This is a genomic window from Cytobacillus purgationiresistens (assembly GCF_030813235.1).
Taxonomy (GTDB): domain Bacteria; phylum Bacillota; class Bacilli; order Bacillales; family Cytobacillaceae; genus Cytobacillus; species Cytobacillus purgationiresistens.
This window is the reverse complement of sequence record NZ_JAUSUB010000013.1, coordinates 1-24,056: the sequence shown is the minus strand read 5'-3', so window position 1 is coordinate 24,056 and position 24,056 is coordinate 1. Positions and strand designations below refer to the sequence as shown.

Below are 24,056 nucleotides of genomic sequence, written 5' to 3'. Positions count from 1 at the left end.
AGAATTCAAATTACCGTAACAAAAACGACCAGTTTTGTTACGGGTGGTAGTGACATGCTTTTGGACTAGCTAACTCGTGTAACGATCGTAACAAAAATATGTAACAAAATTAATTGTAACAATAACTGTTATGAAAGGTTTTTGATACAATATGTAGTAGAGGTGAGGATGAACATGAAATTTGGCTACATGCGTGTTTCTACATTTGATCAAAATTTGGACCGCCAAAAGAGACAGCTTGAAGAATTTGGATGCGATCGCATCTTCTTCGAAAAAGTAACCGGTACAAAACGGGAGCGACCGGAGCTGAACAATATGTGGAATTTTTAAGAGTAGGAGATACAGTTGTTGTAACGGATCTGACACGTCTATCCCGTTCTACGAAAGATCTAATTGAAATTACAGAACTTATCTCACAAAAGGGAGCACATTTGAAGAGCCTTAAGGAATCTTGGCTCGATACAACAACAGCACATGGAAAAATGCTGTTTACCATATTTGCAGGAATTGCTCAATTTGAAAGAGATTTAACTTCTGAACGGACAAAGGAGGGGATTCAGGCTGCAAGGAAAAGAGGGAAACATCCTGGAAGACCGAAAACAGATGAAGAAAAGGTTAGTTATGCCTTATATCTTATGGATCAAGGGATGAGTCGCACGGATGCTGCAGAGAAAGCTGGTATCTCTAGAATGACTCTATATCGCAAGATGCAAAAAAATAATGGAGGCTAACTAACAATTCATGGGGAGCAAGAGGTACTTGAGCAATATCTACAATCTACTAATCTACTTTGCCCCTGGTTGCACGAACGCTGGTACTACCCCTAATCGGCAAGATCCGCTATTTTATAAATACGAAGCGATCCACTATTGATGGCTTTTTGGATTCTCATATCATCCGCAGGAAAGTCGGAACGGTTCAAAGCAACCACCTGCCAGCCTTCCGACAGCAACTTCCGTGTTAATTCCAACCCGATCCCGTTGCTTGCACCAGTAATCAGTGCGATATTTTCTCGTTGGTTCGTGTTCATTGTACGTTTCCTCCTGATGGTGTGATATTTTTCCCTGATAGCACACATTCTATAACTTGGAGTCGACTCTAAGTCAAGGCGCGTAAGCAAAGTTTTTGTCCTAAGGATAAAAGACTTGACTTGGAGCTAGCACCAAGTCATATAATGTAAAAAAAAGCAATCGCCGGGAGGAAACAGGATGATGGCAGAGCAAACCTTTACAATAAAGCAAACCGCCGAGCAAACAGGAATCTCCGAGGACACGATTCGTTATTACGAAAAGATCGCGCTGCTACCTCGGGCGGACCGGAAGGACAACGGGCACCGCATCTACCGGCAGGAAGACATCAATACGATCTGGCTGCTATCCTGCCTGAAAAAAACGGGGATGCCGCTGGAGGAAATGCGGCCGTTTTTGGCAATCCCCGCCGACGCAGATCCCGGAGAATATCCTGAGCTGGTAGAACACATAAGGAGCCACCGTGAAAAGATCGTTAGCCAAATCGCCTCGCTGCAGCAGGTCGTCGATTTTATCGACATGAAGTTGGAGGGAGAAAGATACTACCACTACCGCGACTGCTCGGATGAAAGCCAAGACGGCGTGTCAGAGGATATGACGGGAGAACCGAACCCAAAGCCCGTCTCACCCCTTGAGATGAGTTATTTTTCCGTATCGGCCAAGACGGGCAAGTCACCGGCCTCCTTAAGATAAGCTAGCAAATAACAAGGGGAAGTACCAGCGAAACTGACAATAACTTAACGTACTTATTTAAAAATTCTGTTCGTCTCTGAATTTTTAAATAAGGCAATTATGAAATTGATTCAACTATATATTTTTTATTTTTTAAAGTTTCAATAATATTCGTGTGGCTTTGAAATAAAGATTGATCATTTTGATTTATTCATATGCCCCCTTGCTCTTCAAAATGAAGTTGACAGTAATTTTGTTTAAGGAATCTGCAGTTAATGGATAGTCTTTTAATTTTTCGGGTTTTATCCTATCATGAAAAAGTATATTTTTCAGATTATAGACATCTGCATCTTTATCAATACCTTTTAGATAGGTTGTTCTAATTTCTTTTTCTATCTGTTTTGATACTAACTCTTGAATTTTTTTTAGAGACAATTGGTCTTCCGCATCTATTAAAGTACCTTCAGCTTCAACATTTATATTAAAGTGAAAATCATTTCCTTTTCTAACCAAATAAACTTTTGAAGATGGTTTCATTATTCTTACTGTACCTTTTATTTCATCCCCTATGACAATATCAACCGGTGTGCTTTGAGATTGAGTTTGTGTCCATCTAAGGCCAGCAATCTCCTCATAAGATAACCACTCCTTATATGTTCCATTGCTAACTGGAAACGCACCATTTATTTGTAATAATTTTTTCGATTCTGGTTCTTCAACCGATTGCTTCCAGTCTGTTTCATTAATAGTTAGAGAAGGTAGCAAGGCAGTTCCCCCTGGTTCTTTATACTCAGAGATAAACCTATGCATACGCATCGGTTCAATATATGAATAAATTTTATACATATCGTTTGGTTTATACAAAATCGTATATAATGGAGGCAATTGAAAGAAACCTGTAGTACTAAGTATTTCTTCGATGGATTCCGTTGTTCCAAACATCCATGGAGTATAACGAAAATCACCGTGTTTTATTAAGGATTGCTCCACGTTCTCTATTCCTTTTTTTAAAACGGACTCTGAATAGATAATTGCTCCTACATGTGACCAGTTCACCTGTTGTTGTGTTGTTCGATATAAATTATAGACAGCATCATTTATATTTTTACCTGATGATTTACCGATGTACAAAGGAGCGGGTTGTGAGACTTTACTGACTTCTTGCTTAGCTACATTAGAAAAATCAAGCATTTGTACATAAATAATATAGTTTTCATCTTTATAGTCAATTCCTAATGTAGTAATATAATCTACTTCACCAATTTCTTTCTCATCCCAACATCCTGTTAGGAATAATAAGATGAAGCATATTATTAAAATTTTTGATTGTTTCATTTTTTTCCATCCCCCTGTCTGTCCTTATCAATAGGGTTAAGTATTGATGCACGTTCATTCTGTTTAACTACAGGTCGCTTAAGAACTGATTTAAAGAAATCTCTTTTCACAAACGGAGATACTGGACTTAAATAAGGCAATCCAAATGATTCGAGTTTAGCGAGATAACCAAGAACTGCATAAAGGCTTATGAAAAACCCAAACATTCCTAAGACTGATGAAAGAAGTATAGAAGAAAATCTCAAAATGGAAACAGTTCCATATATCGCCTGGTTCCCAAGGGTGAAAGTTGCGACTACCGTAAGCGAAGAGATTACCAACATGGTTGGAGAAGTGATTCCAGCTTGAATTGCAGCATTACCCACGATCAGCCCACCAACAACCGCAACAGTTTGTCCAACTGCTTTAGGCAGTCGAACACCCGCTTCACGAAACAGTTCAAATAATATGAGCATTAATAGCATTTCAAAGGTTGCATTAAACGGGATACCTAGTCTAGATGAAGCTACTGAAGCTAGTAATGGAAATGGAATTTGATCTGCATTAAAAGATGATAAAGCCACCCAGAAAGATGGAAGAAAAAGAGCTATTATAAGTCCAAACAATCTAAGAATCAATTCAAAGGTTCCATAGTAATAAGGAGTATGTTCATCCTCAGCAGTTTTAAGTAATAATCCGAGATTAGCTGGACCTAAAAGCACATTCGGAGAATTATCCATAAAAATAGCAAATCTTCCTACAGCTAAACTACTGACAACACCATCAGGACGAGATGTTGCTTTTAACAAAGGAAAAAGTGAATAATTGTTGTCACCAAGAATCCCTAATAATTGATTGTCACCATTTAAAAAATCGATATTAATATTATTCAATCGTTCAGTCACTTCTTTAATCATTTTTTTATTTTGTATATCCACCAGATAGACTAGTTTTACTTGCGTTTGACTTCTATCACCAATAACAAAGGTAGTCGTAACAAGGGATTTCGATTTAATTCGTTTCCGAACTAATGCAATGTTTGTACCAATGTCTTCGACAAAAGCATCCCTCGGTCCTCGAACGGATACTTCCGAATTGGATTCTTCTATGGAACGCTTTGGTGGATTGGGTATATTAAAGAAATAGATGGTTTCCGCTATTACAATCACTGTAAATCCATTAAATACTTTTTCTAGCAGAGTTACATCAACATCCTCTTCCTTTTTAGACCAATGCATTTGCTTTGAAGAATTTAAGTGTTCTATCCCTTTAAGACCATTGTTATAGTACTTATTTTGAATATCCGGGAGGATATAATTTAATAAAACATTATTATCAATTAAACCATTGCAGTATATAACTAGCATAGCTTGCTTCTCTTTAGGACTAAATAGATATTGCTTCTCGATGGTTATATCCGACGAATTATTGAAGAGACTAGTTAAATATTCTTCATTTGTTTGTTCATTATTCAACCTGGGTACTCCTCCTGTTCTTGGAAAATTTAATTAATAATGCAATAAAGAGAGTAATAAACACCCCAATTACACTGGAGATAATATAATAATAACGACTTAAAAAGATTAAAAAATCCTCATTTGATATAGGAGCTATAATGACCAGTAGATAAATGATACAAATAAATACTTGTATATTAACGCGCTGCTTTTTCTTTTTAATGTCAAAGACTTCTGTAATTAAATACAAAATAATTGCTAAATGAATAAAATTACCAGATGTCCATTGATAAATCGATAAAAAATCTAGATGATTAAAATATGTTCCAATCCCCAAGATTCTCCATTGAAAGAAAGAGGGATATCTAAGTTTTGATGCTTCTTCTACACCAAATATTGCAATTGTGCCAAGCAGTGGTCCAACCGTCAATATGGCCAAAAATGTAGTAAGAACAATAAAATGTTTGAATTTTAATTTTTGTGTAACTTGGTGCTGAAGAATTATTATTAAAAAAATTTCGATTATTGAACTAAAGACAATGAATGCACCATGAAATACCTCTTGCCATCCATTCTCCACAAGTACCGGGGTAACAAGATGGTAATTTTTATCAGGAATAGTGCCAATTGCTACAAATATGCCGAATATTAAAACAAATGGAAGTAAGACACCTGCACAAATGGCAATGACATTTAGTTTTTCATATGAAATGTAGAGGGAGCAAGCTAACAAAAACAGAGCTATAAAAATAGTAGGTGTATTGAACAAAAATGTTTCTTCAGTCCACATAACTGTTTCTTTTAAGGTAATCCAACCTGTTATTAGGAGGTAAACTACTATAAAAATAGCTATAATCCGACTTAGCAATGGAGAATACTTGGATGATAACCATTCAAATAGAGATACCGATTTGAAGTGCCTTGTTACGTAGAGCAATAACAGTGAAAAGACAAGGATAAATGCATAACCAATAATAACGCTGATCCATGCATCACGACCTGAAGCGTTAATTAATATAGGAGTAACGATTACATGATTGCTTAAACCAGTACCTAACAGGATGATAGTGAAGAGCTGTGAAATGGTGATCTTTGTCATTTGATATCCTCCAGTAGGGTAATATTATCATGCTACTACTATCGCCATATTTTCTTTTTTCTATAAGTAAACTCTACGAAGATATTGTGAAGCAGTTTAAGAAGAACCACTATAAATAATCAATCTTTATTAAATACAGCAAACTCTACGATAAGAAAAGAAACCATTTTGAACAATCTCTATTCAAAATGGTTTCTTTTCTTATGTGGATAAATAAGGATTGGAACAATACTTTTACTCAAAATTTATTCAAAACCAACAAGAGGATAAGGGCTTTAAATATTATAAACAGCCATTGGAATGATACTGTTCCAATGGCTTCCTATCTCGGTCTTACTGGCTTAAACGTCCACAAAGTGTGGCTTAAAACTACGCATAGCCAGCTCATTCTGTTCGCAATTTTCAATTTTGACTTAAATAATTTTCGGCAGGTCTGGAGAATAGATATTATTGTTTTACGAAAGCATGTTTTTTGTTAGAGACGACGATAACAATTGCTAGAACGGTTAGTATAAGAATAGTTAGTGGGAAAGAGATACTTCCAAATGAGTCTAGTAATATACCTCCTATAATACCTCCCCCTGCTATAGCAGCATTCCAAACTGTGGTATTCATAGACATTGCCGTGTCTACATTTTTTTCTCCAACAGATTGAGCTAGTGCAGTTTGTAATAAAGTAGCAGCACCACCAAACGTTATTCCCCATAGGGCGATACCAATAAAGATGCTAATAGTATATCCACCGGAGAATTGAAATAACAAAGTAGACAATGAGAAACCAATTAGACTTAATAAGACAAGTAGTCGAAGTTTCTTATCAATTAAGACACCGGTAACCCATATACCAATTAGTGAAAGACCACCGAAGATAAATAATGAGATCCCTACTTTCGTACCTAAGTTCATCTCTACAAGAAATGGTGCAATATATGTGTACAAAATGTTATGAGCTATCATCCATAGGATAACAACAGATAAAATGGGACGTACTCCAGGTATGGTGAACACTTTATATATACTAACCTGATTTCCACTTGAATTACCAAGAAAGTCAGGGACTTTTACTATAATCCAAATAATTAAGATAAAAGTTAATATCGACATTATTATAAAAACAGCTCTCCAACCAAAGGATTCTCCTAAAATAGTACCTATTGGTACTCCTAAACTCAGAGCAATAGGTGTTCCCACCATAGCTATTGCTGTAGCTCGACCTTTTAATTCTGGGGCAACCATCCTTCTTGCATATCCAGTTAACATACTCCAGACAATTCCAGCGCCTACTCCTGCAAAAAATCGAGCAACTAAAGTTAAAGTGTAATTTGAAGAAAAAGCTGTAATCGTATTAAATATAAAAAACAATCCGATTGCAAAAAGCAGTAGTGGTTTTCTCTTCCAGCTTTGGGTTGCAAATGTGACCGGTATAGCGGCTACAAGTGATCCAATTGCATATAAGGTAACTAACTGCCCTGCAAGTGGAGTAGAAACATTTAAGCCGTTACTAATGTGAGGAAGTAAACCGGCTGGAACAGTTTCGGTCATTATACAGATAAAACCAGCCATTGAAAGTGCCAATAAACTAATCAATGGTAATTTAGGATTAGAAACTTGAGTGTGACTAATATCAGACATGCTAAGTTATCTCCTTTTTATTATTCTATTTTTTTAAAAAGCTAAAGCTCCATTCATAACATACGGACCGAACAATCCATATGTTACTTTGTATTTTTATACTTGTCAATCATTTATGGAACGATTAGTATATAAGTAAGTATTCAAGGAGGTAAATGTATGGCTCGAACAGGACGACCACGTATATTTGACAAAGAATTAGCAATTTCAAAAGCGATGGTTTTATATTGGGAGCAAGGTTTTGAATCTACGTCTCTTGCACAGCTAAAAGAAGCGATGGGTATATCATCTGCAAGTTTTTATGCAGCTTTTGGTTCTAAAGAGAACCTGTTCAAAGAAGTTATTGATCGATATAACACTTCTTACGGTAAAGTGACTGATTGTTTAGTTGACACGTCGATTAAATCTAAAGTAGCAATAGAGCAAGCTTTAAGACAGACAGCCAAAATGCAGACAGATCCTAGCCATCCTACTGGTTGCATGTTGGTATTATCAGCAAATGTTTGTTCAGAAAAAAATAACCATGTACGTGATCTTATCTTTAAAGAACGTTCTTTAGTTCGGTTGAATTTAGAAGAATGTATAATTAGAGGGCAAGAAAACGGCGAGATAACTAGAGAGGTAAAAGCGGATGTTTTGTGCACGTTGATAGAAGCTTTTATGTATGGAATTTCTACACAAGCAAGAGACGGAATAAGTTATAAATCAATTGACCAAGCTATAACTCAAATTATGAAAACTTGTGATATTTAATTAAACGGTATACCAGTAAACTGCTTTTAAACGATTATTTTTAAATATATTCGGTTGATTATTCGTCTTTTTTTACTTTAATTCTTTCCAAATTCTTTCCGTAACCATCTAATTTAAACTGCAATAGATGTAAAAATGAAGGGTTTTATATAGCTACTTAAGGTTAATATAATCATTTCTACGGTTACGCAAAATTGAGGGCTTAGTGAGGTTAAACTCGTGGAGGTTCGACTCCTCTCAACCGCATCTCAGGAGTACCAAGGCTTTAGGAGCTTTGGTACTTTTTCATATTATACGAATTTACCATGAATCTTCACCATACGTAAAAAAGGATTAAAACTGGAGTGATGAATATTTTATTTGTGAATATTAAACTAGTTCAAATGTCGAGGAGTGATAGTAGGTAGAACAATTTATCACGTTGAAGAATCTGTGATGAAAAGCTTATCTACTGTGGTTCCGTAATCGGGCGCGATGGTTGTAGATCAACAGTAGAAAATGATCAAACTTTATTATAAAAATTGCACATTATTTCACAAAGAATTACCCCGTTTTGATCAATCTTTCTTTCAAAACGGATTCTTTTCATTTACCGTAAAATGTGGGTTTGCTTGTTGTTTTTGATCAAACTTTATTCCAAAGCTACACCTAAAGGGTCTGCTCATAGATTGTAAGGTTACAAAAAACGTAACCTAACATTCTATGGCATCTCGCTCCGGTCTAAATGGCTCGATAACCACGGTCTGTACGGCTAACGCCTACATTCCGTAGGTTCCTGTTCCATTTGCCTGACGGCCGATCCGTCCGACTCTGAAGTGAAGTTCAAAACCCTAAAACCTTAAAGACTAAAGGCGTTGAGAAAGCTAACTGAAGTTAGCTTTTTTTTTTTGATTATTTTTCCCTTTGCCTTCCGAATCGTAAAACAGCGCAAGCCTTCTAACCTTCCAGCCGGTAGGACACCCGAACCTTTCCGGCAGGAAGCTAAGAAGGCTAGTCAATCGGTCAAGGGGCAAAAACTTTTTTATTAAGGGCGCTAACGCAACATAAAAAACTTTATGCTAAGAGCACCCTTGACCAATTGCCTATGCGTGTTTTTCGTTCTACTTGCAAAAGGGGAAAAATAATCCCCCTTTGGGGAACTGAATCGCTTCTTCAGGCAAAAGAAAAAAGAAATTCATAAAACCCAAAAACAAAATCAAAGGAGGAAAAAGAAAAATGACTATAAATAGTGAAAGTCAATTTGTTTATGTGTGTCAAAATTGCCAAGAACTATTTGAGGATTTTACAAGTTCATGTGATTTATGTGGTAGAAGTGAAATAGAAAAAGTACACAAAGGAGATATGGGAATGGATGAAGAAACCGAGGGAGAACGTAACATGACAAACGACGATATTTTTTACAGTATCTTTGATATTAACGATTCAGATATTGAGGAATTAGTGGATACAACTACTTTTGAAGGTGTAAAGGAGTTTATCCTTGGTTTATGGATGAATCCCAACAATGAAGAAGAGGACATAGAAGGTGATAAGGTGGAGTCAATTCTTAATAAACCAGGTGTTACTTTTGACGAACTAAATGAATTGGCTTTAGGATGCGATTATGAAGTTAGAAAAGAATTAACTTGGGAGGGATTATTCAAACACTGATATATCATCATTATTTATAATTGGATTAGTGTCTAAAAGGTATAATATAGAATGTCCATTAGAAAATAAAAGTGAAAGGGGAAAAGATTAATGATTATGAAAAAAGAGGGTATTTTTACAATTAAAAAGGAAGGAAGCTTTTACAGAGTGTACAGAAAAAGAAAGCGCATAGGGAGATTTTTACTTTTAAGTGAAGCCGAAAAATATTTTCGAAAACGTATAGAGAAGGAGGAAAAAACCATGCAAGCTATTTTTATCGGATATGATATACCTTTAGCATTAGATATAAAATGGGATGAGATTATGCCAATTTTAAGTAAAGCGTTCAAGGCTATCCAATATGAAGGTGATACCGTTCATATTATCAATAATAATGAATCAGATATAACATTTGTCCAGACCTTATTATTAGCATACAACACCCATCGAGACATTAATTTAACATTAGATGTTTTCAAAGTGAATGAATCATTATTGAAAGCTTGATATGTCAGTGTTTTTATTGATTTTTTAGTGTCTAACTGGTATAATATTAATATAGAAAGGAGTTGAGAAAGACCAAAGGATCAGCCGACAAAATGAAAATCGTTGGCAAAAGTAACGTACAAAATCACAAGCACAAAGGAGTTTTGAGAAGTGGAATTGACCCCAATCTTCGAAGTAGTACGAATCAAACAGGAAATCAAAGAAACAACAGCACCGTTTGCCAGTTATATAATCCGTTCGCCGCAAGATGCGCAAGAATTAGCGGCATCATTCATCGCAGACGAGGACAGAGAGGTTTTTCTTGTTATGATGCTTAATACAAAAAATATGGTTATAGGACTTCATAAAGCGCATGTAGGAAGCCTGAATTCAAGCATAGTTCACCCAAGGGAGGTTATGAAATGTGCAATTCTTAATAATGCGGCTTCCATCATTGTCAGCCATCAGCATCCCAGTGGAGACCCATTGCCGAGCAGGGAAGATTTGGAAGTTACTAAACGACTTGCGGAAGCAGGAAAAGTTCTAGGAATTGAAGTTCTTGACCATGTAATAGTCAGTCATACCGGAAAACATGTCAGCTTAAAAGAGAAAGGCTATCTATAAAAAGTGGAAAAAGAGCAAAGGGGAATTTTTTTACCCCTTTGCTTGATTAAAAATATTATCGGAGGTACAAAGTGGGTAACAATATTTTAGTGAAATTTGATGTGAACGGTATGTATTCTTTAACGGTTTATTTAGACGATTTGAATTACGAAGAAGAAAAAAAGAAGCACGGCGAAAAGTTAGATGAAGCCATGTATCATAAGGCATTAGAAAAAATGATGTTTGACGGCGTGTCGCTACCAGCAATGGAAACTTGGTATGAAGTAGAAGCTTATTAAAAAGTAAATACAGGCAAAAAGGGGCTTTGCCCCTTTGCTTTAAAGGAAAAAATCAAAGTAAACGAGAATAAAATAAGAGGAATGGCTGGATCGTCAGCTGTGAAGCTTTACGAATGGAAGAAAAAACATCCGTTTTTTCTTGATTAAAACAGGCATCGAGCCTGTTTGACGGTTGCTGTAGCAACCTTAAACCCTTTGAAAGATTATTCAAGGAAGAAAGGAAACCATTTGCTGAAGCCAAATGCTTTCTTTTAGAAATTATAAAGGCCGTGGGACGGGAGTTAATACATAAGAAATGCCCTTGTACCAACTTTAAGCTGATACAAGGGCAATGGCAGTATGTTGCATTTTATTGATTAACCGTTAGGTCTATAATTACTATGGCCCCGTATGGAAATTATTATTCATTTAATTCTAATGTTGACAGAACACACGGAAATTCCCCCGATACTGTGGCAACTTGCAGTACCATTGGGGGAAGTTGTGGGGAGTAATGTAAAGGTTTTCATGTTTCCTGTATGGACTATATCCTATTCCCATAGTAAAAAGTGTGTGTTAGCTGCTGCTTGATCATATAAATTGAATGGTGAAAATTCGATTGTATGGAACGATTCAGGAAGCCAAAGAAGCGGCCAAATAGCTCGAAAAGGTATATAGGTATAAGACCCATATAAAGACCGTGGAAAGAGCGAATTATATCGTGTATATGTTGAAGTTCGGTTACTGACATAATCGTTAACGATTACTTGCAGCTTTGAAGCTGCTTTCCTTTATAAAATAGTGAGGGATTGGGGTTATTATATGTCAAATGAGCAGTTTGAAAATAGTAAAGTGACTAATATTAAGTACAAACAAATGGATAAGTGCCTGAAGATAAAATCCGAATACCCTTTGTTTTCAACTGACCGTTGTCTTTAAAAAATAATGAAAGGGTGTCTGTTTGAGACACCCTCGTTGCATTATTACTAAAGATTTTCTTTATAGAAAGCACCTAATTTTTCAAGGGCTTTACTCACTGGCTCTGTTCTGTCGTACAGGTCATAGTGGCTTGCCCCTTCAACAACGAACAAATCTTTTTTCTCAGAAGCTGCTCGGTTATAAAGCTCATGGCCATCCTTGTATGAGCCAAACGCTCCTTGTACGCCACCTACAATGATTTGCAAAGGTTGAGTCAGCAAAGTTTCTGCCAAATGGAAAGCATCAAAGGCGATTATTGAATCCACGCTAGTGAATTTCAATTTGTTTGGAGAGCTAGGGCTCTGACCTCTTGGTGTTCTATAGTAATCAACCGCTTGTACAAGATCCAGTTCAGTCATACCAGCTTCTTCTCTTTCAGCATGACTGTTAGGAATCCATTGTGTAACCAGAGGCTCGGCTCCACGTGCTTCAGCAGTACGTTGCTGGGCAACCTGCTCTAGCATTTTGATTGGATCGTTTTCACGATATCCGCGACCTATATTCGCAACGGAAACTGCACCAATAGCTTTGATGCGACGCTCTGTCATCGCAGCATTTACAGCATATCCGCCTCCTGCACAAACACCTAACACGCCAATACGATTTTCGTCGACATAATCCAGTGTAGTTAGGTAATCAACCGCAGACCGAATATCCTCAACACGTGCAGCCGGGTATTCGGCATAACGAGGCTCGCCTTCGCTTTCTCCTTGATAGGATGCATCGAATACAATCGTTACATACCCTAGCTCAGCAAGTTTCTCCGCATAAATGCCCGCCGTTTGATCTTTACAGCTGCTGCCCGGATGAACGCAAACAATTGCTGGATTTTGTTTCTTTTCTTCAGCATGTTCAGGTACATTTAGAATCGCTGCTACTTGTAGCCCATGTGCATGAAATTTTACTTTCTTTTTAGTAACTGTCAAAGTTAAAACCACCTTTATTTATATTCAAGATACACTTGCGAGCCGTTGATTCAATAACTACGCAATATGCGTGTTAATACACAAATTGTTTTCATTGTGGGAGGGCTGCTGTGTGCTCGCCTTCACCTTCTCCTTGATAGGATGCATCGAATTAAATCGTTAATACCCGTTAGCAAGTTTTTCCGCATAAGTGCCCGGAGTCTGAGCTATACAATTGCTGCCTGGAATGAACGCAAACAATTGCTGGATTTTGTTTCTTTTTGCTTTCTTTTTAATGTCCACAGTTAAACCCCCCTTTATTCATATTAATAATACACTTGCGCGTATTATTTTCCTCCTGTATATTTATATTAAAACTAAGGAGCCATTAATTCAATAACCACATTACGCAATATGCGTGTTAATACACACATTGTTTGCACTGTGTACAAAATCAAGGAGGACTGCTGTATGGACAAAATAGATCGAAGAATTTTAAAGTCTCGACAAGCTATTCAATCGACTTTTTTGCAAATGTTACTTCAGGAAGGGTTTGACGAGATTACGGTTAAAAATCTTACGGAAAAAGCCGACATTGGTCGAAAAACATTCTACCTGCATTATATTGATAAATATGATCTGTTAGACAAGATTGTGGACAACCATATAGCACAATTGCGAGAAATATGTGATCAAAAACAAGACAAAGGGATTATAGAAGGTTCGATATTATGGTTTTCTTATTTTGAGCAGCATAAATCATTTTTTGCAGCATTGTTTAAAAGTGAAGGTGCCTCATCATTTCGCAAAAAGCTATTGTCTTTTACTATGGGGGAGATAAATAAAAAGCTTAATGAGGATTCACTTCCGATTATCGATAAGCATATTTTTTTGAAGTTTTTAGGAACGGCTACAATGGGAGTATTGGAATCATATGTATTAGAAGAATTAGATAGTGATATTGAAGCTGTAGCAACGCAAGTTGTGCAGCTATATAAAACGCAATTAATAAGCTAAACGAGATCGTTCGAATCGCCAAATAGGGTAATGAATAGTAACTCAACCCAAGGGCGGCGATGAAGATGAGAAACGAAGAAATTCAACGTTTGAATACAGCCATGATAAAGCACTCCCGAAAGGGTTCTGGCGGTCCGTCTTCGTCTGAAGGACATACTTTTGATGCGATCGGTATGTCCTCAAAATGGATGTAGGGCTTTTTTTACATTAGTGGTGCGGATAACGAGTGTTGATCATTCCTTACTTGTATTTCGATGGTGTAAGCTGCATAGGCACCGCCCCCAACAAAAAGGAGAATCTTTTTAAAAAACTCCCCGCAGGTAAAGATCAATTTCAGTTCTCGTGTTCGTTAGGCATTCAATCTTCTTATCCGTTTAGAAAACCATTTTTCTCGTAACCATTTTCTTGAAATATTGGTTTTTGGCTTTCGCTCATTCCACCACAAAATCCGAATACCCGATAAAAGGAAATAACGAAATGGAACGTTTTGTCCTGGGAAAAAAAGGCGTTGGATTGTTGGATCACTTTGGGCTGACTCCGGGTAAAATCCAAAAGTATTTAGATGAAGGAAAGGAAAAAGAACTTGAAGAGTTAATAAAAGAACATAGAGATTATATTTTTTGGGAATTTAGAAAGCGTTCTGCAGAAATGGTTCAATATATGATTAAAGAAAATGAAGAATTAGTAAATAAATATATGGGCGGCAGCACTACGGAATGATCAGAAAGGAAAGAGCGCCTTTCTGTCATTCCGTACGTGTCGCCTCGGTATTAAATGGCTCGATAACTACGGTCTGTACGGCTTACGCCTACATTCCGATAGGTTCCTGATCCCTTTGCGGTTATCATCGCCATACCTTCACGAGCCGAAAACCTAAAGATTAAGAGATTAAAAGAATAAAACACCAAAGGAGAACAGCCATACGGCTGTTTTTTTTTATATTTTTCCCTTTTGCCTTCCGAATCGTAAAACAGCGCAAGCCTTCTAACCTTCCAGCCGGTAGGACACCCGAACCTTTCCGGCAGGAAGCTAAGAAGGCTAGTCAATCGGTCAAGGGGCAAAAAACTTTTTTATTAAGGACGCTACCGCAACATAAAAAACTTTTATGCTAAGAGCACCCTTGACCAATTGCCTATACGTGTTTTTCGTTCTACTTGCAAAAGGGGAAAAATAATCCCCCTTTGGGGAACTGAATCGCTTCGGAAATCAAAAGGAAAAATCAAAGGAGGAAGAACAAAATGAGTAAAGAAAAAATGGAGAAAAAAGCAATCAAAAGATTAGAAAAGGAATTTAAGAAAATACCGGAAGAAAAACAAGAAGTTGCGGAGTTTTTCACGGATATTTCAAGTGATGAATCCTATGCGTGGACATTTAAAATTGAGGGTAAGATTACACGATATAACTATATGTTTGAAACAGGGGAAATTGTAAAAAGTACCATATAAACGTTGTTATTATAGTGTCTAAATGGTATAATATATGTATAGAAGGGAGGTGAAAACGGAAGTGTTAACAGAGACCGAATTGAGAGTCATCCTGACAGCTTTAGGAATTGTTGCTTCGATTCTCTCGATCATCAAGACGTGGCTAGACATCAAAGGATTACGGTCGAAAAACAAAAAGGCTCAAAATCGCAAAAAACCCCGCCGTCGCAAGCGTAAGTAAGCGAAAATGAGCCGGGAGGGAAAGACTGCATGTCTTTCCTTCCTACTTAAATTATATAACACTTCCGGAAATTTATGAAACCAGATGGAAAATGGTTTTACTTAATTTTTGTCCTGGTTTACTTATTTATAAGAGATTATCCTTATGGTTCAATATGGCAAAGCATCTTAGATATTGTAATTGTCCTTGCGTTCGTGTCATGGCTTATCCTTCAGTTTAAAAAACGAAGGAAGTAAAATGCCGGTGGGGAAGATCCCCCATCGGGTCCAATAGAAAAATATATGAAACCATTGAAAAAGGGAGAGGGTTAAAAATGAAAACATGTCCTTATTGCGGTAGCAACATTGAAAAGATGAACCAGCAGCAATATTATTGTGATTTTTGTACGATGACACTTGCAGCAAGCATTGTAAAAGAGAATCGAGAACGGTTAGATGTACGCTTTCGGGATATAGTTTTTGACACTGCTATAGAGAAAACAACCCCTGAATTGATGGTATTTTCAACGTTTGAGCTATTGTATTTGCTGAAAATGATCCGAAACGAGCGTTCTAATATGTATTCCCATATGCACGTTTTCCATCGTGCTGGTGAGGAAGGAAATACAGAGTTTAAAGAAGTCGAAAAGGAAACCGGACGGAATTATATGTATTACACGAAAAAGGGATTTATCGTGGAAAATATCATTCGTGCACGTTTGGGTTATGTGCCAACACGAATCACTGAAAATTATTTGGTGAAGTATTTGGAGAACATTGAAAAGGACAAAAATAGACCGATGATTATAAGGACAGAAAGACAAAAAAAGGTAAATGGATAAGGGAGATTAACTTTAAATAAGGCGTAAAATCGGGTATACTTTAATTTATAATACTCTTGTGCTTGAGTATTGTATGTTACTGACATGCTCCGGCTGATCCCCGGAGCTTGTTAAATGTATATTTTAGTGTCCAAATGGTATAGATTATAAATGAATATGTTGCGAAAGATTATGCTAGTAGGAATTAAACAAATTCGTTATAGACGTATATTGCGAAGGAGTTGAAAAGATTGCAAGTATCAATAAATGTAACATGTGATTGTGGAGCAAAAATGATTGTAACTCCACCAAAAGACATACAAGAAATGAAAAAAGAGTTTCGTCATTTCGATTTAAATTGTTGTTATTGTGAAGGTCTGATCGGGAAATTTTATTTTGATTTAGAAAAATGATAGTGAATAATTCGAAGAATTTGTATAGCAAAAGGTATTCAACATAACAGATATATAAGCGTAACAACCAAAGCTGATCCCTGGAGCTTATTAAAAGTATTATTTAGAAATGTTAGCTCTTATGGAAATTTAATGGGGTGGTTAAAAAGATGGATAGAATTGCAAGCGTATTAGGTTATTTGTTAGCTGTTGTTGTATTAGTGGCCGTAATTATGATAGGTCTGCAAAATTTCTTAGTTTTATTATTTTCATTTTGGTTATTTGGTTGTATTGCTTGTTTTATAAAATTTGGAAAAGAAAAGGGATTTACAATTGGTATTGGTTATACTGTTATTTTCGCGGGATTATACGGTTTATATACGTTAACGGACTTTTTATTTAAATGAAATTCATAAATGGAGGTAATGTAAATGAAAGTACAATTCTTAAATCAGGAGCATCAAACAAAATTTCAAGAAATTCGATCAGAAATGGCAGAGGATTATCGCTTTAACAAAGAGCATTTAGCAGTCGTTTTTATCATGACTGGTGATGAAGAACTTTATCGCAAAATGACCCCTTATTTTGATACAAAAGATGGATTGTTTGTATCCTTTAAGATGTTTGCAGAGCAGGATTTCAGCAACGGCATGGGAATTTTAGCAAAGTTGGCCGCTCATTTGTTTAATGGCTATGAAACAGTAAGCCCAATTGATCTAGTAGATACGCTTGATGATGAACGTCTAAAGCTAGCTATCAATGCTATTTTGTTTAGGCGTTATGGATTATCAAACAGTTATGACCTTCCTGAAGAAAAACTTTATTTGTAGGAGCTGCTTTTTATGAAACAAGTATCTTTCTCGTTGTTCCCGGGGCAAGCGGAAGCCTTTAAATCAAAGGTTGATCCATCGGTCCAGTCGAAAATTTTGAGGAACTATGTATTGAATGATTATCAATTGCCCGGTGACTTGAGCATCATCAATGAAGGCGATAAAAAAGGGTTAAAGCCTGAAAAATTTCATTTTGATGAAAATACCGATGCAAGGCTCAATGAATTGGTAAAGATAGTGCGAGAAGCCGGTTATAAAGCGAATCGTTCCTCTTTAATGCGTCATATCATGATTCAGCTGCTTGAAAAATTAAAGAATCAGAATGATTCGCTTCCAAAAAAGCGAGAGGTACGTCATTCAAGTTTTTATTTCGAGAAAGGTACTAAGGATGTGCTAGAGCAGTTTATTCCGTTTCGGGACCGTAACGCAGCTATAGAACGATTTATTCTAGAAGAATATAAACCGAGCCATAAAAGAGACTTTTTGTTGGATAAACCCGAAGAAGTGGAGTCTATGAGGATCGGTATTACTGTTGAAGCATTTCGTAAGCTGGATGGATATGTTGAGGAAATCCAAACAAAAGGGATTACCCGAACTGCGCTCATGCGTGATGTAGTGGAGCAGCTTATTGGTAAATTATCAAATACTGATGCAAGAAAATTAATCGCCGAAAAACGGCTTCAGAATGCCTTAAATGAGTTTGAAAATACATTTGGTAACGATGTATTAAGGGAACGTTTGGAAGAGTACAGAGGTGACGGGAAGGATTGAAAACAATGAACCAAATGCGTTTTGATCGAGTGATGGATAGTTTGTTTCCTTTGATTTTTTGTGGAATTGTCTTTTCAATCATAAAAAATACCTTCTCGATCTCTCTTTTTGAAACATATATGTTTAGCTCCTTTCCAGCAGGATGGTATTTCTTGAGTATGCGTAAAAAAAATCAAATGAGACAGATGACAGACACCGATATAATCGTCCGAGAAATTAGAAGAGTAAAAGTAGACCCCTTCTATGAATTGGTATTTTGGTTAATTGGTAAGGTAATTAAAATAGTTGTCTCGATTGTAATTGGGTTTATCTTCGTTCCTTATTATGTGTTTAAAGTCGTTTATGGGCTTTATAAAATCATTAATTCAAAGATTATGAAACAAGATAAAAGTCAGGGTGAAGATATGTGAGAGCAAATAACACTTTTTTATATCCGTCTTCCATATGGCTTGTGAAACGCTTAAAAGTGTCAAAAGCTCGAACAGACCGAGTTTGTGATGTATGTCAAATAGGTGTATATCAAAATGACGATTTTCCGGGAGAATACTTGAAGTTTAATCTAACAAAAGTCCTTTGCGTACGTTGCGCTTTTCGCTTTGTAAGCCATCCTGTTTTTAAAGGCTTTCATACGTTAACGTATGATGAAGTTATGTCTTCAGACTTTAAAGGGATGTTGCTTTTTAAAAAGCTAAGAGAAGTGTACAAGTTTGATCATATTTATAAAGAGCTAGTTAGAGAAGATAGGCAGAATGAAAAACGGATATTAATGGATGCAGCTTTTGATACACCTTCCGGTCATTATGAAAAAGTAAAGCTTTACGCAAAGCATGCAACATTTTATAACGATCCATATATAAAGTTTGTACTTGATAGAATGGAAAGGGAGGAATAATCCTATGCAAGCTATTGTGGCCGAGAAATCAAGCCAAGCTGAATCATTAGCAGCACCCTATAAACACAGGAAAAAGGGCTCCTATATCGAAATTGATCCATGCAAGACCTTTCCTGAAGGGGCTCTCTTAACTTGGTGTTCTGGACATTTATTTGAGATTGTAGAACCACATGAAATGGATGCATCATTAAAGATATGGCAGCTAGATACATTGCCTATGATAATAAATGACTTTAAATACAAACTGATTCCGGAAAAGGCAAAGCGTTTTAAGGCCGTAAAAGAAGTATTGACGAATCCGAAAATAAAAGAAATTGTTGCAGCTGGTGATGCCGGACGTGAAGGTGAACTTATTGTGCAGCTGGTGATTCGTATGTCAGGAGTAAAAAAACCTATGAAACGGTTATGGACGCAGAGCTTAACGCCTAAGTCTGTACAACAAGCTTTTGACAATCTGCTTGATATTAAAGTGACACAGCCCCTTTACTATGAAGCTATGGCGAGAAGTTATGCGGATTATCTCATAGGAATGAACGCAAGTCGTGTATATACCTTATTGATCCAAAGTAAAGGTGTAAATCGTTCCAGTGGTTCAAGTGGGGTATTTTCTTGCGGGCGAGTTCAGACACCTGTTTGTGCAATGGTGGTTAATCGGGAGCGTGAGATACAGAATTTTGTTTCAACCCCCTTCTATGAGTTGGTCAGTCGTTTTGTTATGGAAGGCAATGAATATGAAGGTAAGTACACGATAGAAAGCGGCACACGGTTTGATTCAAAGGAAAAAGCGGTAGTTATTCAGAATGAATGTCAAGGCAAACCAGCAATGATCCGGGAGCTTAAGATTGAAGAGAAGAATGTGCAACCGCCACAGTTTCATAGTCTATCAACGCTTCAAGCATTGGCAAATAAGCGGTTCAAGATGTCACCTAAGCATACCCTTGAAATTTTGCAAACCCTGTATCAAAATGCATATGTCAGTTACCCAAGATCAGACAGTCAGTATGTAACAGATGGAGAAGCTGAAGCCTTTCCAGAGATTCTAAAGAATCTCAAGTCATTAGAGCCGTATTCAGGCTTGATAGAAGGCGTAGAACGGAGTATTTCGGCTGATAAGCGTTATGTCAATGTGGAGCATGTCAGTGATCATTATGCCGTGATTCCAACAGAAAAAGTTCCTTCCTTGGTTGATTTGAGTGAAGATGAAAAGAAAATTTATGACATCATAGTTCGCTCGTTGATTGCTGCCCATTATGAACCAGCTGCATTTTCTCATACAACGATTCAAACTAATGTGGGTGAACATGTGTTTATCACAAAGGGTAAACAGTTGTTAAAGGAAGGTTGGCGCAAAGTTATGTTTGATTCGGATGAAGAGGAAAATAAAGAGGATGAAGCCTTGCTTCCGAACGTTCAAAAAGATCAAAGTGGAATGGTAAAGTCTGTTAGTATTAAAGAGGGAAAAACCAGTCCAAAAAAGCGATATACAGAAGGTGAATTGATTCTTGCGATGAAAAATCCAGTGGTTGAGGATTCAGAGATCAGCAAGGTTCTGAAATCCGTTTCAGGGATAGGTGAAGAAAGTACACGCTCAAATATTATAGAACGTTTAAAACAGCTGGACTATATTGAAATTGAAAAAAATCGTGTAGCACCAACGCAGAAAGCCTTTATTCTGATCGATGCGGTACAAGATACTGTTTTAGCTTCTCCTGAACTAACTGGACGTTGGGAACAGCGCCTAAAAGAAATAGGAAAAGGCGATGCTTCTGCAAAAAACTTTATTGAGCAATCAAAGAAGCTAGCTGAAAAGGTTGTCCGAGATGCTAAGCAGCAAGCCGATTCATGGAATTTTGATTCCTACATTCAGAAGATGGAAGAAGATAAATATGTTGGTCCATGTCCAAAATGCGGTGCTGGTGTGGTGGATAAAGGGAATTTTTATGGATGTTCCGCTTATAAATCGGCAGAATGTAATTTTACAATGAATAAAAAGCTTTTAGAAAAGACCATAAATGAGTCCAATATGAAAAAATTGCTTGAAAAAGGAAAAACAAATTTGATAAAGAGCTTCAAGGGAAAGACCGATTTTGATGCTTATGTTGTTTGGAAAGATAAAGCAGCGGGTAGCATACGGTTTGAATTCAAAAAAGAAAAAGTAAAATCTTAACCTATAAAACTTTCAAAGCAGGAGGTGATTGTTTTGCATCCATTAAAAGAAAATGTAGTAGATTCGATCAATGACCCAAATGGATCTTTATTGTTTTTGCTGAATGATGTACATCCGCAAATACAACAAGAACTATTTGCGTCTTATGCCAACCATTGTTGTTTGTGGTTTTCAGGGGACGGTTTGCGAGCTTATTATTGGCTGTCTGGCTATATCGATCTAATCAAAGAAAGAAAAGTAAATCCATCTGCTGTTATGTTCTATGGGTATGATTTTCCTAAATATGCAAACCACATGATAAATATATTTACCATTCAAGAGGAAGAGAAACGCTTAGCATTAAATATTGAAATGAAGGAACTTAACTTAAGCTATGCAGAGATGTTCAAGTATCAAGAGAACTATATAACACAAAGAACTGAACATAAGAAAAGTAATTGTGAATACCTTCTCGAAATATATAAGGAACTGAAAGATGTCTTAGAGGAAAGAAATATTCCCTTATTATTTAAGTAAAAGACACTAAAGGAGTAGATTGAAATGTCATCATATCCCTACAAACACACAGAAGGAAGTCTGTTGTACAAAGTAGAAACTTATAAATTTAGGTATAAGGGTATTACAGCTGCTGATATTAAAACGATTGATGTTCCAGGAGAACAAGTGGGTTTTGAATTTGAAATTTACAAAGATGATAAGTTTTGGCCAGAATTACCGGAAAAATTTTATCATGGTGCGAGCAACAACGACGAAATCTTACAAGAGCTTGAAATGGAGCTGGCCGCATTTTTCAAGACTAAAGAAGATGCCTTGCAAACTGCTATAAATATGATTGAAGGTTTACTTAATAAATATCGAAAACAAGGTGTATTTTGGGATGATCTAAAGAAAAACAAGTAGCACTTTTCAGATTAAGGGAGTGTTGGTATGAAGGAAGAAAAAGCTGATTTTCTTGAAGTCAATGAGTTGTTAAATCGAATTGAAAAACAGGATGAAATGCTTCGGAAAATGAAAGGTGAAGGTGAACCATACAAACATCTGACAAAAGGAAAATATGTCACGGTCTATACAAACGATAAAAAGGCAATGAAGTTCTGGGAAGAATAATTAATAATAAAAAACGAGTAGCGAATTGCTACTCGTTTTTTTTGGTTACTAGGGGTAAGGATTGCACTTATTACTTGGTGGTAATTTCTTGGTTTAGTTTTGTTAACTAGAAAATACTATGATATCAATGGTTAACCATATAAATTATAGTTAACCATTGTGAATATAAGCATTAATGGTTATACTGTAGATATAATAAACTGTTTATGATTATTCGAGGGGGTGTCTTAAAGTGAGTAAAAATACTGAATTATTGGGTGTTAAGGTGAAATCCGAGACAAAGGATCGCATCTCCGAGTTAACTGAAAAAGCAAAAGCAGCAGGTATGATTGAATTTAACGGTGATATTTATGATTTGTTTGTTGAAAGATTTCAACATGATGAACTATCCACGAAAATGGAATACGGGGCTGACTTGAAAGAACTTAATCAAATCACCAGAAGAATAAATGATATTTTTGTTAATCTAGCAGAACGAAATGAAACAAACCTAGAAGATCTAAGAAATCAACATGACAACATGACCATTGGTTTGAACGAAGAAATAAAGGAATTAAAAGAAAAGAATAATGAAATTAAGGGATTGTTAACTGAAAAAGATAATAAAATGAAGGAGTTAACTGAACTACTAAAGGTTAACCAAGAAAGAATGAAAGAACTAGAAGGTGTTCAAAACGGCTATACGGAGCGTATTGTAGAGCAAAAATCGATTATTGATGAAAAAGAAGAAAAAATTGCTACCAAAAACGAGATGATTTCACAAAAAGAAGAAGTTATTTCAGCAATGAAAGAAGATATTGCTCAAAATGACAAGTTAAAGAAAGATATTGATTCATTACATACTGAAATTACTGTTTTACAACAAACAATTGCTTCAAAGGATGAAGAATTAAAGAAACAAAAAGAAAGTCTTGAATTTGAATGTCAAAAGCGTGTGTTTGCATGTGAACAAGAATTAAATAAAGAAAAGGCTAAGGAAATTAAGGTCATTCAGGACCATTTAACAAAAGAAATGAATCGTTCTCAAGAAAAGTACGAAAAGGTTCTTGGAGAGAAAGATAAATTAATGAATGCCAATTATGAATTGAAAGTTACTTTAGATCGTGAACAAAGTGATAATGAAAAGAAAGAATCTGTTATTGCTTCAAAAGAGAAGGAAATAGCAGAATTAATGAATAAAATCCAACAACTAGAAGCTTCATCAAAGAAAAAATAACCTGTTCAGGAGTTAGAAAAAATGGAGCTTATTATGATTTTATTTGTTTTCTTAATCTTTATTGGCATTAGTTCATTCTTGAATATAATTTTTAAGATGACAGAAAAAAAACATTGGGTTATATCTTTGTTATTAAGTGTAGTTTTATCAATGTTCATTGTTGCAATTTTAGGGGTGAAGTCATGAAGGAAGCTAAAAAATCCATGAACACCTTTAGATGTAATAATACTAATCTTTTTTTTAAAAGAATGAGTTAATTGAAGGGTTTGTCAAATTAAGTGTGTAAATTATTCTAGGTAGGTAAGGGCACGTTCTTTCAGCTTTTCGTGGAGTAAGAATTGATTCATGACCATTGACCAATTTTGA

General features: G+C 36.1%; 27 protein-coding genes and 2 pseudogenes. 22 read left to right on the top strand and 7 right to left on the bottom strand.

Annotated features, from left to right (window positions below; all coding sequences use genetic code 11):
* The first annotated feature begins 174 nt into the window (after nt 1-174).
* A pseudogene (locus J2S17_RS14830) lies at nt 175-731 on the top strand (recombinase family protein).
* A gap of 95 nt (nt 732-826) precedes the next feature.
* Here the strand turns inward: J2S17_RS14830 and J2S17_RS14825 are convergent.
* Nucleotides 827-1,030, bottom strand: a pseudogene (locus J2S17_RS14825) (SDR family NAD(P)-dependent oxidoreductase); the annotation flags it as partial.
* A 178-nt stretch (nt 1,031-1,208) separates the two neighbouring features.
* Here J2S17_RS14825 and J2S17_RS14820 point away from each other — a divergent pair.
* Nucleotides 1,209-1,721: a MerR family transcriptional regulator gene (locus J2S17_RS14820; RefSeq protein ID WP_307476151.1), complete on the top strand. Its 513-nt coding sequence runs from the start codon at nt 1,209-1,211 to the stop codon at nt 1,719-1,721.
* Nucleotides 1,722-1,907: 186 nt separating this feature from the next.
* Here the strand turns inward: J2S17_RS14820 and J2S17_RS14815 are convergent, their stop codons facing one another.
* From J2S17_RS14815 to J2S17_RS14800, 4 genes are all read right to left on the bottom strand, one after another.
* Nucleotides 1,908-3,035 (bottom strand): Ger(x)C family spore germination protein, encoded by a 1,128-nt coding sequence (locus J2S17_RS14815; RefSeq protein ID WP_307476149.1) that lies wholly within the window; start codon nt 3,033-3,035, stop codon nt 1,908-1,910.
* Nucleotides 3,032-4,489, bottom strand: a complete 1,458-nt coding sequence (locus J2S17_RS14810) for a spore germination protein (RefSeq protein ID WP_307476147.1) — start codon at nt 4,487-4,489, stop codon at nt 3,032-3,034. The genes J2S17_RS14815 and J2S17_RS14810 overlap by 4 nt, the downstream gene beginning before the upstream one ends.
* Nucleotides 4,482-5,570, bottom strand: a complete 1,089-nt coding sequence (locus tag J2S17_RS14805; RefSeq protein WP_307476145.1) for an endospore germination permease — start codon at nt 5,568-5,570, stop codon at nt 4,482-4,484. Before J2S17_RS14805 ends, J2S17_RS14810 begins: the two co-directional genes overlap by 8 nt.
* Nucleotides 5,571-6,017: 447 nt before the next feature.
* Entirely contained in the window at nt 6,018-7,202 is a 1,185-nt protein-coding gene (locus J2S17_RS14800) for an MFS transporter (protein WP_307476143.1), read from the bottom strand.
* Nucleotides 7,203-7,361: 159 nt separating this feature from the next.
* On the opposite strand from J2S17_RS14800, the gene J2S17_RS14795 reads away from it, so the two are divergent.
* From J2S17_RS14795 to J2S17_RS14775, 5 genes are all read left to right on the top strand, one after another.
* Entirely contained in the window at nt 7,362-7,955 is a 594-nt protein-coding gene (locus J2S17_RS14795; RefSeq protein WP_307476142.1) for a TetR/AcrR family transcriptional regulator, read from the top strand.
* 1,215 nt (nt 7,956-9,170) lie between these two features.
* A complete protein-coding gene (locus J2S17_RS14790) occupies nt 9,171-9,605 on the top strand; it encodes a hypothetical protein (protein WP_307476140.1) in 435 nt (144 codons plus the stop codon).
* A gap of 90 nt (nt 9,606-9,695) precedes the next feature.
* The gene (locus J2S17_RS14785; RefSeq protein ID WP_307476139.1) at nt 9,696-10,091 is read left to right on the top strand and encodes a hypothetical protein; all 396 of its coding nucleotides are present in this window, start codon (nt 9,696-9,698) and stop codon (nt 10,089-10,091) included.
* Nucleotides 10,092-10,247: 156 nt separating this feature from the next.
* The gene (locus tag J2S17_RS14780; protein WP_307476318.1) at nt 10,248-10,694 is read left to right on the top strand and encodes a JAB domain-containing protein; all 447 of its coding nucleotides are present in this window, start codon (nt 10,248-10,250) and stop codon (nt 10,692-10,694) included.
* A gap of 71 nt (nt 10,695-10,765) precedes the next feature.
* A complete protein-coding gene (locus tag J2S17_RS14775) occupies nt 10,766-10,972 on the top strand; it encodes a hypothetical protein (protein WP_307476137.1) in 207 nt (68 codons plus the stop codon).
* Nucleotides 10,973-11,937: 965 nt separating this feature from the next.
* Here the strand turns inward: J2S17_RS14775 and J2S17_RS14770 are convergent.
* On the bottom strand, nt 11,938-12,855 hold the full coding sequence (locus tag J2S17_RS14770) for an alpha/beta hydrolase (RefSeq protein WP_107338623.1): 918 nt from the start codon (nt 12,853-12,855) through the stop codon (nt 11,938-11,940).
* A gap of 159 nt (nt 12,856-13,014) precedes the next feature.
* The gene (locus tag J2S17_RS14765) at nt 13,015-13,137 is read right to left on the bottom strand and encodes a hypothetical protein (RefSeq protein WP_301554600.1); all 123 of its coding nucleotides are present in this window, start codon (nt 13,135-13,137) and stop codon (nt 13,015-13,017) included.
* 168 nt (nt 13,138-13,305) lie between these two features.
* On the opposite strand from J2S17_RS14765, the gene J2S17_RS14760 reads away from it, so the two are divergent.
* From J2S17_RS14760 to J2S17_RS14690, 15 genes are all read left to right on the top strand, one after another.
* Entirely contained in the window at nt 13,306-13,851 is a 546-nt protein-coding gene (locus J2S17_RS14760) for a TetR/AcrR family transcriptional regulator (protein ID WP_107338624.1), read from the top strand.
* A gap of 405 nt (nt 13,852-14,256) precedes the next feature.
* Nucleotides 14,257-14,571: a hypothetical protein gene (locus tag J2S17_RS14755; RefSeq protein WP_307476132.1), complete on the top strand. Its 315-nt coding sequence runs from the start codon at nt 14,257-14,259 to the stop codon at nt 14,569-14,571.
* 518 nt (nt 14,572-15,089) lie between these two features.
* Complete coding sequence (locus tag J2S17_RS14750) at nt 15,090-15,296, top strand: hypothetical protein (protein WP_307476131.1); 207 nt, start codon at nt 15,090-15,092, stop codon at nt 15,294-15,296.
* A gap of 533 nt (nt 15,297-15,829) precedes the next feature.
* Nucleotides 15,830-16,336: a hypothetical protein gene (locus J2S17_RS14745; RefSeq protein WP_307476129.1), complete on the top strand. Its 507-nt coding sequence runs from the start codon at nt 15,830-15,832 to the stop codon at nt 16,334-16,336.
* Between the two features lie 230 nt (nt 16,337-16,566).
* Nucleotides 16,567-16,728 carry a hypothetical protein gene (locus tag J2S17_RS14740; protein ID WP_307476127.1) on the top strand — a complete coding sequence of 54 codons (162 nt, stop codon included), beginning with the start codon at nt 16,567-16,569 and terminating at the stop codon, nt 16,726-16,728.
* A 149-nt stretch (nt 16,729-16,877) separates the two neighbouring features.
* Nucleotides 16,878-17,114: a hypothetical protein gene (locus J2S17_RS14735; protein WP_307476126.1), complete on the top strand. Its 237-nt coding sequence runs from the start codon at nt 16,878-16,880 to the stop codon at nt 17,112-17,114.
* A 24-nt stretch (nt 17,115-17,138) separates the two neighbouring features.
* A complete protein-coding gene (locus J2S17_RS14730; protein WP_307476124.1) occupies nt 17,139-17,537 on the top strand; it encodes a DUF6075 family protein in 399 nt (132 codons plus the stop codon).
* A 12-nt stretch (nt 17,538-17,549) separates the two neighbouring features.
* Nucleotides 17,550-18,308: a hypothetical protein gene (locus J2S17_RS14725; protein ID WP_307476122.1), complete on the top strand. Its 759-nt coding sequence runs from the start codon at nt 17,550-17,552 to the stop codon at nt 18,306-18,308.
* 152 nt (nt 18,309-18,460) lie between these two features.
* Complete coding sequence (locus J2S17_RS14720; RefSeq protein ID WP_307476121.1) at nt 18,461-18,718, top strand: hypothetical protein; 258 nt, start codon at nt 18,461-18,463, stop codon at nt 18,716-18,718.
* Nucleotides 18,715-19,200: a hypothetical protein gene (locus J2S17_RS14715; RefSeq protein WP_307476119.1), complete on the top strand. Its 486-nt coding sequence runs from the start codon at nt 18,715-18,717 to the stop codon at nt 19,198-19,200. Before J2S17_RS14720 ends, J2S17_RS14715 begins: the two co-directional genes overlap by 4 nt.
* Before the next feature lie 4 nt (nt 19,201-19,204).
* Nucleotides 19,205-21,367, top strand: a complete 2,163-nt coding sequence (locus J2S17_RS14710; protein WP_307476117.1) for a type IA DNA topoisomerase — start codon at nt 19,205-19,207, stop codon at nt 21,365-21,367.
* Between the two features lie 33 nt (nt 21,368-21,400).
* A complete protein-coding gene (locus J2S17_RS14705) occupies nt 21,401-21,883 on the top strand; it encodes a hypothetical protein (protein ID WP_307476115.1) in 483 nt (160 codons plus the stop codon).
* Between the two features lie 63 nt (nt 21,884-21,946).
* Nucleotides 21,947-22,267 carry a hypothetical protein gene (locus J2S17_RS14700; RefSeq protein WP_307476113.1) on the top strand — a complete coding sequence of 107 codons (321 nt, stop codon included), beginning with the start codon at nt 21,947-21,949 and terminating at the stop codon, nt 22,265-22,267.
* 27 nt (nt 22,268-22,294) lie between these two features.
* On the top strand, nt 22,295-22,474 hold the full coding sequence (locus J2S17_RS14695) for a hypothetical protein (RefSeq protein WP_307476111.1): 180 nt from the start codon (nt 22,295-22,297) through the stop codon (nt 22,472-22,474).
* 232 nt (nt 22,475-22,706) lie between these two features.
* Entirely contained in the window at nt 22,707-23,690 is a 984-nt protein-coding gene (locus tag J2S17_RS14690) for a hypothetical protein (RefSeq protein ID WP_307476109.1), read from the top strand.
* Nucleotides 23,691-24,056 lie beyond the last annotated feature (366 nt).

Bases quoted from the DNA above. Each gene is read 5' to 3' on its own strand.
- J2S17_RS14800 (WP_307476143.1), bottom strand. From the start codon at position 7,202: ATGTCTGATATTAGTCACACTCAAGTTTCTAATCCTAAATTACCATTG.
- J2S17_RS14815 (WP_307476149.1), bottom strand. From the start codon at position 3,035: ATGAAACAATCAAAAATTTTAATAATATGCTTCATCTTATTATTCCTA.
- J2S17_RS14695 (WP_307476111.1), top strand. From the start codon at position 22,295: ATGAAGGAAGAAAAAGCTGATTTTCTTGAAGTCAATGAGTTGTTAAAT.
- J2S17_RS14790 (WP_307476140.1), top strand. From the start codon at position 9,171: ATGACTATAAATAGTGAAAGTCAATTTGTTTATGTGTGTCAAAATTGC.
- J2S17_RS14725 (WP_307476122.1), top strand. From the start codon at position 17,550: ATGAAACAAGTATCTTTCTCGTTGTTCCCGGGGCAAGCGGAAGCCTTT.
- J2S17_RS14735 (WP_307476126.1), top strand. From the start codon at position 16,878: ATGGATAGAATTGCAAGCGTATTAGGTTATTTGTTAGCTGTTGTTGTA.
- J2S17_RS14750 (WP_307476131.1), top strand. From the start codon at position 15,090: ATGAGTAAAGAAAAAATGGAGAAAAAAGCAATCAAAAGATTAGAAAAG.
- J2S17_RS14820 (WP_307476151.1), top strand. From the start codon at position 1,209: ATGATGGCAGAGCAAACCTTTACAATAAAGCAAACCGCCGAGCAAACA.
- J2S17_RS14805 (WP_307476145.1), bottom strand. From the start codon at position 5,570: ATGACAAAGATCACCATTTCACAGCTCTTCACTATCATCCTGTTAGGT.
- J2S17_RS14795 (WP_307476142.1), top strand. From the start codon at position 7,362: ATGGCTCGAACAGGACGACCACGTATATTTGACAAAGAATTAGCAATT.
- J2S17_RS14785 (WP_307476139.1), top strand. From the start codon at position 9,696: ATGATTATGAAAAAAGAGGGTATTTTTACAATTAAAAAGGAAGGAAGC.
- J2S17_RS14710 (WP_307476117.1), top strand. From the start codon at position 19,205: ATGCAAGCTATTGTGGCCGAGAAATCAAGCCAAGCTGAATCATTAGCA.
- J2S17_RS14745 (WP_307476129.1), top strand. From the start codon at position 15,830: ATGAAAACATGTCCTTATTGCGGTAGCAACATTGAAAAGATGAACCAG.
- J2S17_RS14730 (WP_307476124.1), top strand. From the start codon at position 17,139: ATGAAAGTACAATTCTTAAATCAGGAGCATCAAACAAAATTTCAAGAA.
- J2S17_RS14760 (WP_107338624.1), top strand. From the start codon at position 13,306: ATGGACAAAATAGATCGAAGAATTTTAAAGTCTCGACAAGCTATTCAA.